This window comes from Selenomonas sp. AB3002, from assembly GCF_000702545.1.
In the GTDB taxonomy this organism is placed as follows: domain Bacteria; phylum Bacillota; class Negativicutes; order Selenomonadales; family Selenomonadaceae; genus Selenomonas_B; species Selenomonas_B ruminantium_A.
Genome location: NZ_JNIO01000008.1, coordinates 1,941,607 through 1,954,612, shown reverse-complemented (window position 1 = coordinate 1,954,612; position 13,006 = coordinate 1,941,607). Strand labels below are relative to the sequence as shown.

Annotated in this window: 9 protein-coding genes; 7 read left to right on the top strand and 2 right to left on the bottom strand. The window is 54.6% G+C overall.

Translation table 11 applies throughout. From position 1 onward, the window contains the following. Positions 1-98 precede the first annotated feature (98 nt). Positions 99-1,979 (top strand): glucose PTS transporter subunit IIA, encoded by a 1,881-nt coding sequence (locus P159_RS0117310; protein WP_029546110.1) that lies wholly within the window; start codon positions 99-101, stop codon positions 1,977-1,979. 93 nt (positions 1,980-2,072) lie between these two features. Further along, positions 2,073-3,515, top strand: a complete 1,443-nt coding sequence (locus tag P159_RS0117305) for a glycoside hydrolase family 32 protein (protein ID WP_029546109.1) — start codon at positions 2,073-2,075, stop codon at positions 3,513-3,515. Between the two features lie 53 nt (positions 3,516-3,568). Here the strand turns inward: P159_RS0117305 and P159_RS0117300 are convergent, their stop codons facing one another. Next, the gene (locus P159_RS0117300) at positions 3,569-3,802 is read right to left on the bottom strand and encodes a hypothetical protein (protein WP_029546108.1); all 234 of its coding nucleotides are present in this window, start codon (positions 3,800-3,802) and stop codon (positions 3,569-3,571) included. A 375-nt stretch (positions 3,803-4,177) separates the two neighbouring features. Between P159_RS0117300 and P159_RS0117295 the strand changes: the two genes are divergently transcribed. Beyond that, positions 4,178-4,537 (top strand): NusG domain II-containing protein, encoded by a 360-nt coding sequence (locus P159_RS0117295; RefSeq protein WP_318253621.1) that lies wholly within the window; start codon positions 4,178-4,180, stop codon positions 4,535-4,537. Between the two features lie 21 nt (positions 4,538-4,558). On the opposite strand, the gene P159_RS0117290 is transcribed toward P159_RS0117295, so the two are convergent. Further along, positions 4,559-5,851, bottom strand: a complete 1,293-nt coding sequence (locus P159_RS0117290) for an LCP family protein (RefSeq protein WP_029546106.1) — start codon at positions 5,849-5,851, stop codon at positions 4,559-4,561. 375 nt (positions 5,852-6,226) lie between these two features. On the opposite strand from P159_RS0117290, the gene purB reads away from it, so the two are divergent. The 4 genes from purB to P159_RS0117270 all read left to right on the top strand — a co-directional run bounded on the left by purB (position 6,227) and on the right by P159_RS0117270 (position 12,832). Beyond that, the gene (gene purB, locus P159_RS0117285; RefSeq protein WP_029546105.1) at positions 6,227-7,531 is read left to right on the top strand and encodes an adenylosuccinate lyase; all 1,305 of its coding nucleotides are present in this window, start codon (positions 6,227-6,229) and stop codon (positions 7,529-7,531) included. Positions 7,532-7,716: 185 nt separating this feature from the next. Beyond that, on the top strand, positions 7,717-9,003 hold the full coding sequence (locus P159_RS0117280) for an adenylosuccinate synthase (RefSeq protein WP_029546104.1): 1,287 nt from the start codon (positions 7,717-7,719) through the stop codon (positions 9,001-9,003). Between the two features lie 251 nt (positions 9,004-9,254). Further along, a complete protein-coding gene (locus P159_RS0117275) occupies positions 9,255-10,958 on the top strand; it encodes a methyl-accepting chemotaxis protein (RefSeq protein ID WP_051650445.1) in 1,704 nt (567 codons plus the stop codon). A 188-nt stretch (positions 10,959-11,146) separates the two neighbouring features. Beyond that, positions 11,147-12,832 carry a methyl-accepting chemotaxis protein gene (locus P159_RS0117270; RefSeq protein WP_029546102.1) on the top strand — a complete coding sequence of 562 codons (1,686 nt, stop codon included), beginning with the start codon at positions 11,147-11,149 and terminating at the stop codon, positions 12,830-12,832. Positions 12,833-13,006 lie beyond the last annotated feature (174 nt).

The window sequence follows — 13,006 nt, the reverse complement described above, 5'->3', positions numbered from 1 at the left end:
GAATACAGTCCGTAGGATAAGGTTCCTGTGTTATTGTTCTCATATATCTGTGCGTATTTAGGGTATCGTTTCCAGAGAGGAAAGAGGAGGAATCATTCATGTCAGATTTACGTCTTGACAGCCCCATTCAGGGCAAGCTGGTACCGCTTTCAGAGGTCAAGGACCCGGCATTTGCCAGCGGGGCAATGGGCCGCGGTGCTGCTGTCAGCGAGCCTGTCGGCAAGGTTTATTCACCGGTGGATGGCGAGGTCACTGTGCTTTTTGAGACGAAGCACGCCATTGGCCTCCACGGTGAGAACGGCGCTGATATTCTCATTCATGTGGGCCTTGATACTGTGAACCTGAAGGGTGAGCATTTCACCGCTCATGTGGCACAGGGGGACAAGGTAAAGCGCGGCCAGCTCCTGCTTGAGTTTGATGTGGCTGCTATCGTGGCTGCAGGCTACGATGTGACCACCCCCGTGCTGGTGACCAATGCCGCTGATTTCGGCAAGATCACCGTGGCTCTGGGAGATCAGGAAATCTCCGACAGCGTTGAGGCAGCTGCCGAAGTTCCTGCAGCTGCTGCTGCAGCTTCTGGCCATGACGTGGCTGCTGATGAGGCAGAGCTGGCTAACCTCCCTGCTGAGGAGCGTGTGGCCAAGCTCATCGCCAAGTATGTGGGCGGCATGGACAATGTCCGCAGCGCCGAGCACTGCGCTACCCGCCTGCGCCTCATTGTCAATGACCGTGAGAAGATTGACGAGAAGGCCATCGAGAACATCGACGGTGTCAAGGGCCAGTTCTTCGCTGCTGCCCAGTACCAGATCATCCTGGGCACTGGCTTCGTAGACAAGGTCTATGATATCTTCGTGGCAGGCACTTCCCTGGGGGCTACCAGCAACAACAAGGCTGAGGCCTATGAGCAGATGTCTACTATGCAGAAGATTTCCCGCACCCTGGGCGACGTCTTCGTGCCCATCATCCCCGTGCTTGTGGCAACAGGTCTTTTCATGGGCCTGCGTGGCGCGTCTCAGGCCTTGGGCGTGGAGTTCAGCGGCAATGTGCTGACCATGAGCCAGGTGCTCACGGATACCGCCTTCATCTTCCTGCCGGCTCTGGTTTGCTGGTCCACCATGAAGCGCTTCGGCGGCACCCCGGTCATTGGCCTGGTCCTGGGCCTGATGCTGGTTGCTCCCCAGCTGCCTAACGCCTGGGCTGCTATCCCCGGCGGCGCACAGGAGCCCCTCATGATGGATGTGCTTGGCTTCACCGTCCCCGTGGTTGGCTATCAGGGTTCCGTGCTGCCCGCTCTGGTGCTGGGCATCGTGGCTGCCAAGCTGCAGGCCTTCCTGAAGAAGTTCGTGCCTGACCTCATCGACCTCATCGTGACCCCTTTCCTGACTCTGTTCACCTGCATGATTCTCGGCCTGCTGGTTGTCGGCCCCATCATGCACGCTCTTGAGAGCGCTGTTTTCGGCGCTGTGCAGGCCTTCCTGCAGCTGCCCTTCGGCATCGGCGGCATCGTAGTGGGCGGCCTCCAGCAGGTGGTCGTGGTCTTCGGTGTCCATCACATCTTCAACGCTCTGGAAGTCCAGCTCCTGGCTACTACTGGTGTTGACCCCTTCAATGCCATCATCACCGGTGCTATCGTGGCACAGGGCGGCGCTGCCGTGGCTGTGGCTGCCAAGACCAAGAACGCCAAGAAGCGCGCTCTCTACATCTCTTCTGCAGTTCCTGCCTTCCTGGGCATCACCGAGCCTGCTATCTTCGGTATCAACCTCCGCTTCATGAAGCCTTTCATCTATGGTCTGGTAGGCGGCGCCTGCGCAGGCGGTCTGGCAAGCTTCATGCAGTTGGCAGGCACCGGCATGGGCATCACGGTAATCCCCGGTACCCTGCTGTACCTTGACCATCTGCTTCCTTACATCATGGTCAATGTGGTTGGTTTTGCAGTGGCCTTCGCTCTGACCTTCACACTCTTCACTCCGGAAGAATAATATCATCTTGAAATATTAAGTAGGCGGCCTGAGACTTGAGCAAAACACAGCATAAGTCATGGGCCGCCTCTTTTCATAAGGAGGATGACCTTTATGGAAAAATTTGACAAGGCGGAAATAGACGCCAAAGTGCGGGAGGGGATGCCCTTCACCCATCGCTGGCATAACCGCTTTCATCTGGAAATGCCCTTTGGCCTCATCAATGACCCTAATGGGCTGACTTATTATAAGGATGAATACCATATCTTCTATCAGTGGAACCCCTTGGGGGTAGTGCACAAGAATAAGTGCTGGGCTCATGTGAAGACCCGGGATTTCGTGCATTACTCCATGCCGGAGCTTTCCATGTGGCCCTCTGACGAGCATGACAAGGATGGCTGCTACTCCGGCTGCGGCACGGTGGAGAACGGACAGCTGCGGGTGGCTTATACCTGCAATGCCAAGGACGAAAACGGCAAGCGCACTCCTGCCCAGCGCTTCGGCACCCTGCAGGAGGATGGCACCGTCAAGAAAGAGGAAATCGTGGTGCCGGATGCGGCTCCCGGCTACACGGGGCACTTCCGTGACCCGTACATCTTCAGCCGCCATGGCAAGCGCTACTTCGTGCTGGGAGCCCAGCGTGAAGATGAGACTGGCACGGTGGTGGTTTATGAGGAAAATGAGGATGGCTGGCAGCTGAAAGGGGAGCTGGCTCACCGTCTGGGTGAGTTCGGCTACATGTGGGAGTGTCCGAACCTCCTGCGCTTCGGCGACTACGAAGCCCTGATTTTCTGTCCTCAGGGTCTGGAGGCCCGTGAGTATGACAGGCAGAACATCTATCAGGCGGGCTATGTGGCAGGCCATGCTTCCCTGGATGCCATGACTCTCCTGCATGGCAAGTTCCAGGAGCTTGACCACGGCTTTGATTTCTATGCTCCTCAGGTATTCCAGCACGAGGGACGCAACCTCATGCTGGGCTGGATGGGCATGCCGGACAAAGACGGGGATTACCCCACGGCTGAGAAGGGCTGGATGTTCAGCCTGACCATGCCTAGGGAGCTGACTCTGAGGCAGGGGCATATCTATTCCAAGCCCGCCCGGGAGATGAAGGCCCTGCGCATTGAGGAAACGGCGGTGACGCTTGACAGTGACAGCACCGATGAGCTGATCTGCGGCCTCTATGATACTTCCGAGGTCATTTTGGATATCAGCCTGGGAGAGGCTCACAGGGTCTCCCTGGAGTTGGTGTATGGATTGGAAAAGACCGTCATTACCTACGATACTCAGGAGCAGGCCTGCACCATTGACCGCTCCGGCATGAAGCTGGGGGGCAAGGGCAAGCGCAAGTTCCGCCTCTATTCTGACGGTGTGCTGTCCCTGCGTCTCTTCGTGGACCGCACTGCTGTGGAAGCCTTCTTCCAGCATGGTGAGGAAGCAGCCAGCTTCTTCCTCTTCCCGGAGAAGAATATCCAGCCTGAGTTGCGCCTTTTCTCTGATGCGGATATGGAAAGCGTCTCCGGCCGCGTCTGGGAACTGGACAGCTACAAATTCAGCTGACTTTAGGACAAATGAAAAAGCCTGCTGCGCGGTTGCAGCAGGCTTTTTTGAGTTCAGTCATTGACGGCTTTATCCTCCGGAATTTCCACCAGGTGAACCCGGCGAACCCTTTCAAAGGGAATGCCTTCAAAGGAATAGCGCAGGTCAAGATATGCGCTGGAACGGGTAAAAATCACTTTCTTCAACGGGAATTTGCTGGACTTTTTGATTCGATCAATGTAGAACTTGGCTTCCTCAGCGCATAAGGGACCATTCTCGACGACGACACGAACGTCATCAATCATCATGATTGGACACCTCCAATGTAGAACAACGTACCTATACAAGCATCTGCCCGGTACGCAAGGGCTTAAGGCAAAGGCTGACATACTTTGAGCGTTTCAGCTTGTTACTGATTATACTATAGCATTTCCTCTTTGTTAAGGCCTTTTGACTTTCTTGTAACGCTGTTTCAGCCGAAATATGGATTTGTCATCCCAAAAAGAGAGAGAAAGTCTTGTATGCTTGCTTTTTTGGCGATTATCATAAAGAGAAAACCTTTACATAAGAAGTTTTAAGCTGAAATGAGACTAAAGAGAAATGTTATCTGAGTGATTCATCAGATGATTTGACAGGAAAGATGCCTTGTGTGATACTGAAGCAGATGGGAAGGGGGCAGAGATTTGAAGAAGTTTGGCAGAGCAGATGTCTTTCTCATGGTGCTCATGTTGCTGCTTTTGCTGGCAGGAGCACTCTTTTTCCGCCTGGAGGGGGAAAATAACCTCTATGGGGAGATTACCCTGGACGGCGAACTCTATCGGCGCATAGAGTTGACGGGGCACAGGGGGAAGGAATCCTTTGAGATTGAAACGCCTAAGGGAAGAAATACCATTCTGATAGAGGATGAAACCATCCGGGTGCTGGAGGCGGACTGCCCGGACAAAATCTGCGTGAAGACGGGGCGCCTTTCCAAAGCCGGGGAAACGGCGGCTTGCCTGCCCCACAAATTGTTGATAGAAATAAAAGCAGGACCACTGCCCTGAGCGGGTGTGGTCCTGCTTTCATTATCTGGTTTTGCCTGCGCTGCTCCTGCCGGGGGCGGGAGCGTCGCTGGTGTTTGTATCGCGGGTGGGAGCTTCCTCCTGCACACTCTGGCGGGGAGCTTCTTCGGCGCGGCTTTCGCGTTCGCGCAGTGCCCGGTTGCGCTCGGGGATTTCTTCTTCTTCGTCATCCCTGTCAGCCTTGACGGTTTCTCTGCGGCTGCTGCTGGTGGAGCGTTCCTCTCTATCGGAACTGCTGCTGCTATGTTTGATGCTGCTGGCCCTGCCTATGCTGGTGTCGCTTTCCGGCACTTCCGTAGCGGTGGAGGGGATGGAACTTTCATACTCCGCCTCGGCCCGCTCGATGCGGGACTTCATGCTGGCATTCATGGTGATGCCTAAAGTATCTACAAGAGCTGTGCGCAGCTCGGAAACCTTGGGAATCCAGTAGGAAATGCCCTCGATGTAGAGGGGGCGCCCCGGCACCATCTCGGTCTTGAGGCCGTTGCCCTTGGCTTTGTTCAGGGAGCCGGCGAATTCCAAAAGCTGGCGCACAGAAAGGTCGGTCTTGACGGACTCGAAGACCTCGGCAATGACAGAGGGGAGTTTCGGGATGATGGCGGGGGAAGTGACCTTCTCCATGCAGGCCTTCATGAACGCCTGCTGGCGCTTGATGCGGCCGATGTCTCCCTCTTCGTCACGGTAGCGCACATAGGTGACGGCGGTTTTGCCGTCCATGTGCTGCAGGCCCGGCCGCAGATCGATGAGCAGGCCGCCGTCATCGTCCCAGGGGTCTTCGTAGTACATGCGTTTTTCCACATCGATGTCCACGCCGCCCAGAGCATCGATGATGCGCTGGAAAGCTTTGACATTGACGATGATGTAGTGGTCCATGTTCACCCCCAGGAATTCCTCTACGGTATCCTGGGTCAGGCGCTCCCCGCCATAGGCGTAGGCGGCGTTGATTTTGTCGTAGCCGTGTCCCTTGATCTTCACCCGGGTATCGCGGGGAATGGAAAGGAGGGCTGCCTGGTCAAGTTTCGGGTCGATGGTGGCAATCATCAGAGTGTCGGAGCGGCCTACATCGTCAGCCCGCTCGTCCACGCCCATGATCATGATGGTGGACTTGTCCTTGGCGGTGAGGAGTTCTTCCTTTTTTTCCTTAGCCACGGTAGGCTTGTCCTCCAGGCTGGAGGAAGCAAAATAGGCTCCGGCCAGGGCTGCGCCGAGGAAGACGAGCGCTGCCAGCACCCAGGGCCAAATACTTTTTTTATGCTTGTTTTTTCTGGGGGGGATACTGGAGTTTGAAGCTGCCAATAGATAACCTCTTCTTTCTTATTATAATGTAATCAGAATCACTAAAAGTCCTAGAAATAGTCATGCAGGACAATTATACATAGTACAGCACAATTATATATAGTATGGTAGCACTGTGCAATTAAAATTTTATGAAAGCAGGATAATTTTTTCATTAAAAATAAAAGACAGAATGGCTCATTGCCTGGTAAACAGATTGACAGGTGCAGCGTAAAAATGCTATCATTGTCAAGGGATATGTAAATAAGGTATCTTCCAGACTCAAAATGAGGCCGTTGGCTGAAAGTGTTGGCACGGTCAATTTGAGTTTTTTCGTTGTGTTGTTTTCACTTCTGCGGTGCAGTGACGCCGCAAGGGCATTAGGGAGGAAAACTAATGATCGCACGTTACACGAATCCTGAGATGGGCGCTATTTGGACGGATACGGCCAAGTGGCAGCGGGTACTGGAGGTAGAGCTGGCTGCCTGTGATGCAGCTGCAGAGCTGGGATATATCCCGAAAGACGCTGTGCAGCGCATTCGTGAGAAAGTAAATGCCGGCCCTGTCTTCACCGTAGAGCGCATCCTTGAGATCGAGGCTGTTACTCACCATGATCTCATCGCTTTTCTGACCACTGTGGCAGAGAATGTGGGCGAGGATTCCAAGTACATCCACATGGGACTCACTTCCTCTGACGTGGAGGATACTGCTACCTGCCTGCAGCTGAAGGATGCTGCAGACATCATCCTGGAGGATCTGAAGAAGTTCCGCGAGGTAGTACGCCGCCGTGCCTCTGAGTTCAAGCACACTCCCTGCATCGGCAGGACCCACGGCATCCATGCCGAGCCCATGACCCTGGGCCTGAAGTTCCTCCTGTGGAGCGCAGAGGTGGATCGCTGCATCGACCGTCTGGAGCACGCCAAGAAGACTATTTCCGTGGGCAAGCTTTCCGGTGCTGTGGGCACCTACTCCAACATCGACCCGAAAATAGAGGAGATGGCCTGCAAGGCTCTGGGCCTTGAACCCACGCCGCTGGCTACCCAGGTTATCCAGCGTGACCGTCATGCAGAGTTCATCACCACTCTTGCCCTTATTGCCAGCTCCTTCGAGAAGTTCGCTACTGAGGTTCGCAACTGGCAGCGCACGGATATCCGCGAGGCTGAGGAGTTCTTCTCCAAGGGCCAGAAGGGTTCCTCTGCCATGCCCCACAAGCGCAACCCCATCAACTGCGAGCGCATTTCCGGCATGGCCCGTCTGGTGCGTGGCAATGCCCAGGCAGCCATGGAGAACATCACTCTCTGGCATGAGCGTGATATTTCCCACTCTTCCGTGGAGCGCGTGATCCTGCCGGACAGCACCATCAACGTGGATTACTGCGTGCAGAAGTTCACCAATATTATAGATAAGCTTTTGGTTTATCCTGAAGCCATGTTGGAGAATCTCAACCGCACCGGCGGCCTGATTTACAGCCAGCGCCTGCTGCTGACTATCGTAGGCAAGGGCGTATTGCGCGAGGATGCCTACAAGTGGGTGCAGAGGAATGCCATGAAGCGTTGGCTGGAAGGGGAAGACTTCAAGGCTAACGTCGAGAAAGATGAGGATATTACCAAATATCTTACTAAAGAGGAAATTGACGGATGCTTCGATTATAATTATTTCCTCCGCCATGTTGATACCATCTTTGAGAGGTTTGGGCTCTAAGTTAGGTTTCGGCTGTTCATTTTCTTTGGCGCAAAGAAAACGAACCAAAAGAAACAGCGGCCGCGATTTCGTCCGTAAAATCGGACGGCCGCGGAACGCCCATCCATGGGCTGAAGTTTGAGTGGTCTTTGGGTGTTGCAAAGTATTTTAGTTAGTATTCTCGCTTTACAAGAGGAGCGATTTTTATGTCTACTGTTGTTATTACTGGTACCCAGTGGGGCGATGAGGGCAAGGGGAAGATTGTTGACTACCTGGCCCAGCAGGCTGAGACTGTGGTGCGTTTCCAGGGGGGCAGTAATGCCGGGCACACCGTCATGGTTGATGGCGAGGCTTATAAGCTGCGCCTGCTTCCTTCCGGTATCCTTTATAAGGGGACACATAACATCATTGCTAATGGCGTGGTGGTGAATCCTGAGGTTATGCTGCAGGAAATGGATGCTATGGAAGCCCGTGGCATTGATGTGTCTGGCATCCGCTTGTCGGACCGGGCACACGTGGTCATGCCCTACCACCGTCTCATGGACGGCCTGGGTGATGAGCAGAAGGGTGAGGGCAAGATTGGCACTACCAAGAACGGCATCGGTCCCTGCTACATCGACCGTGATGACCGCATTGGCATCCGTGTCTGCGACTGGATGGATCCCGAGGTCTTCGCTGAGAAGCTGAAGGTGAATCTGGAAAAGAAGAACAAGGAACTGCAGGCTATCTATAACCATGAGCCCCTTGACTACGATGAGATCTACAAGGAGTACATGGGCTATGCTGACAGGCTCCGTCCCTATGTGTGCGATGCCATCACCCTGCTGAACGATGAAATCGACTCTGGCCGCAAGGTGCTCTTCGAGGGCGCCCAGGCTACCATGCTGGACATCGACTACGGCACTTATCCTTACTGCACTGCTTCCCACCCCATTTCTGGCGGCGTGGCTGTAGGCGCAGGGGTTTCTCCCAAGAAGATTGGCAAGGTCTATGGCGTGGTGAAGGCTTATTGCACCCGTGTGGGCGAAGGTCCCTTCCCCACTGAGCAGCTGAACGAGATCGGCGAGAAGCTCCGTGAGGCAGGCCATGAGTACGGCGTGGTCACTGGCCGTCCCCGCCGCACGGGCTGGCTGGATGCTGTGGTAGTGCGTTATGCAGGGGTTATCTCCGGCATCGACTACATGGCCATCACCCGTCTGGACATTCTGGACGGCTTTGACGAAATCAAGATGTGCACGGGCTACAAGTACAAGGGCGAGATCCTGAAGCTGGTGCCTGCCAGCTTGAAGGTAGTGGCCGAGTGCGAGCCTGTGTACGAGACCTTTGAGGGCTGGAAGACGGACATCAGCGGCATTCGCAAATACGAAGATCTGCCGGAGAAGGCCAGGAAGTATGTGGAGCGCATGGCTGAGGTCACGGGCATCGACATCGGCATCGTCTCCGTGGGTCCCAACCGCGACCAGACCATCGTGGTGACAAAAAATATTTTCTGATTTTCGCAGTAAAATATTAAAATTTCACATTACAGATTAACACACGAGGAAGCCTTATGTTGCAAGGCTTCCTCGTATTTTTTACCCTGATTGATTAGCTTTCTAACAGTCAACTTAGGTTTACCATCTGAGAAAAATTTTCAAATTTCCTCTTGCAATTGTGAAACCAGTTTGTTATTATGGGCCTGTAAGCGGGACTGAGGTCCCAAATCAGTAATTTTATTCGTCAGTTTGACTAGAAAGGAAGCATTATGAACCTCAAGAACATCCCTATCGGTTCCAAGATTCTCTCCCTGGTGATAGTAGCCCTGCTGGGCATGGCTTTTATCGGTTTCAACGGCTATCGCGGCCTGTCCAATGCCAGTGATGACATTGACAATATGTACAGCCGCAAGCTTCAGGCCACCAAGCTTTTAGGAAATGAAATCAACTATATGCGCATGGTGCAGGTACGCATTGTAAAGCACGTGCTTGATCCCAAAGATGCAAAGGTAAAGGCCTCCATCCACGATGCTATGGACAGCTTCGAGAAGGAATGGCCTGCCTACAGAGACCTGGGCGCCCGGGTGCCTGAGACAGCTAATGATATAGCTCAGGCCGAGGCCAACTGGAAGAAATTCAAAGAAGGTGTTCTTGAGGCAGAGCGCCTGGCAGACAAGGGCGAAACCCAGGCTGCCTGGAACTACTACCAGGGGGTAGAGGCCGGGGTAACCCAGGATTTGTTGAAGAACCTCACTGCCCTGCAGAAGATTGCCAATGACAATGCAGACAAGCTGAATGAGGAAGTTTCCTCCTCCATGTCTTCCAACCTGTGGTTCATGACCGTGGTTACCCTGGTTTGCCTTACACTCCTGGGACTTATGTCCTTCTTCATCATCCGCGAGATCATCACCAGCATCCGCCAGATGATTGATAACTGCCGCAACATGGGCGAGGGCGATTTCCGCCACAAGCCCCTGCTGGGCCGTGGCGATGAGCTGGGTGAGATGGATGCGGCGCTTCACGAGATGCGCACGAAGATGAACAAGCTCATGCGTGAAGTCCATGACAGCTCCCAGCAGCTGGCTGCCGCTTCCGAGGAACTCACCGCTTCTTCCGGCCAGGCCGCCCAGGTTTCCACCCAGGTCGCCCAGTCTGCTACCGATGTGGTTGGCTCCGTGGAGCGTCAGGAGCGCTCTGTGGTGAACACCAACAATGCTGTGGAAAGCCTGCAGGCTTCCATGGAGGGCATCCGTCAGGAGTCCGCCCGCGTGGCAGAGCGCAGCGGTGCTGCCTCCAACCATGCTACTGTTGGCTCCGCTGCCATTGACGGCTCCGTGGCTCAGATGAAGGAAGTAGAGGAAACCGTCCTTGGCACTGCCAGACTGGTTGACCGTCTGGGCAGCCGTTCCAAGGAAATCGGCGAGATCGTGGATACTATTTCCTCCATTGCCGAGCAGACCAATCTGCTGGCTCTCAATGCTTCTATCGAGGCTGCCCGTGCCGGCGAGCAGGGCCGCGGTTTCAATGTGGTGGCAGGCGAGGTGGCCAAGCTGGCCAGCGAGTCCCAGGAAAGCGCCAAGAAGATTGCCGAGCTTATCGCAGCTATCCAGGAGGATACTTCCGCTGCTGTGGCTTCCATGGATGCAGGCCGTGAGGCTGTGAAGGCTGGTGTGGACTCCGTAGAGGGCCTGCGCGCCACCTTCGAGGACATAAACTGCCTGGTGCAGGAAGTATCTGATGAGATTCAGGCTGTGTCCGGCTCCATCACCAAGATGACCCGTGAGACTGAAACCATTACCGAGGATATCACCCACATCAGCTCCGCTTCTACCCAGGTTTCCGGGGAAATGCAGGCTGTCTCCGCCGCCACTGAGCAGCAGAGCGCCTCTGCCCAGGAAATCGCAGCTGCCAGCGACGCTCTGGCAGTCCTGGCCCAGAAACAGCAGGCATCTTTAGCAGGCTTCAGTTTCTAAGAAGACTTTAATATACATTTAATAAATCATTCGGCCCTTGCAGGAATTTTCTTGCAAGGGTCGAATTTTTTGCGCTAGGGAGTATCCCTTAATTTTCAATCTCGCAAAAATCTTCCAAGGAGGGAAAGTCGGGTGCGGAATGTCTATTCCGTACAGAATTTTTTAAATTTTAGGAAAGAGGAGTTTTTATGAAACTGCAAACCAAGGCGATAATTTTGCTGGATATCTTCATTGTCGTGGCCTGTGTATGCATGGGGGTGCTGGGATACCGCAGTGCCAACGAGGGCTTTGACGAAGCGCTGCAGATGAAGGCCTATTCCAATGCAGTCTCCTTCCAGGAGGTCATGGAGCACCGCCATCCCGGGGTGTGGCAGGTGAAGGGCAATGAACTTTACAAAGGAGATTACAAGGTCAATGGGGCCGAGGAGCTGGTAGATTCTCTGGGGAAGGTTTGCAAAGGTCATGTGACTTTCTTCCTGGGGGATACCCGCATTGCCACCACCGTCAAGGGTGAGGGCGGCGGCAGGGCCGTGGGCACCAAGTGCTCGGCACCTGTAGCTGAGTCAGTGCTGAAGAAGGGCGAGTTCTTCGTGGGTCCGGCTAATGTGCTGGGAGAGGAATTCCAGAGTGCTTATGAACCCATCAAGGACGCGAACGGTCAGATTATTGGCATGCTCTTCGTAGGGCTTTCCAACAGTGAGTTTGACGGCATACGCAGCAGCTTTATGACCTCTGTCATCGTCGCCATGCTGCTCATCATGATCCTGGCAGGGGTGCTTTCCTATGTGGTGGTGGGCAAAGCGCTGCGGCCTATGATGGCCCTCACCTCAGGCATGGAGCGCATTGCCGAAGGCGACCTTACGGGGCAGCCTGTGCCTGTGGAATCAGAGGACGAAATAGGCAAGCTGGCTTTCTGCGGCAACAACATGCAGAAAAAGCTGAGGAATCTTGTCGGAAATGTGTCAGACTCTGCCCAGACTGTGTCTGCTGCAGCCGAGGAGCTCACTGCCAGCGCCATGCAGACGGCAGAAGCGGTGAACAGCGTGGCTGAGAGTACAGTCACCCTGAGCCGGGGGGCTGCCACCCAGGCAGAGGTCATCAGCCAGGTGGAATACGAGGCCAGAGGCATGTCCGAGAAGGTTACTGCCCTGGCAGGCAGCGCCCAGACCATGCGTGATGCTTCCCTGCAGAGCCGTGAACTGGCCAGAGTGGGCGGCCAGTCCGTGGATCAGGCCGTGGCCCAGATCCAGCAGATAGCCAGCCAGGTGGCAAGTTCCGCCCAGGTGGTGGCTTCCCTGGGCAAGCGTTCCGACCAGATTGGGGAAATCGTGGACACCATTTCCAACATCTCTGCCCAGACCAACCTGCTGGCTTTGAATGCCGCCATTGAGGCTGCCCGGGCCGGCGAGGCAGGACGGGGATTCTCCGTAGTGGCAGACGAGGTGAGGAAGCTGGCGGAGCAGTCCAGCGAGGCTGCAGGCAATATAGCCAATCTCATCGTGGACATTCAGAAGGACACCCAGGAGGCGGTCAATGCCATAGAAGAAGGCAACCGCAATGTGTCCGAAGGAGCCAACGCCGTGGCTTCCACCGGCGAGGCTTTCCGGGATATCGAGCGGCAGGTGAATCTCCTGGGAGACCATATCAAGGAATCCCTGGAGCATATCCGGGTGGTGGAGGACACCAGCAAGAACATCCTGACTTCCATGTCCCACCTCCAGGCTCAGAGCCGCAAGTTCGAAGAGGAGTCCCAGAATATCTCTGCCGCCACCCAGCAGCAGAGCGCTACCATGCACGAGGTTACTGACTCCAGCCATCAGCTGGCCACCATGGCCCAGAATCTGCAGAACGAAGTGCAGAAGTTCAAGGTGTAGGCTTTGTCGGGATAAGAAGTACATCTCAATGAGAATTTTAACAGAATAAAGGATTTGGGCACGTTTGTTTCACATAGGGCCGCTGGTGAGGTTTTCCCACCGGCGGCCTTTGAATTTAGTTATAGGAGCCGTAGTTACGAGTGAAAATAATCATTGACAAGAACATTTGTTCTG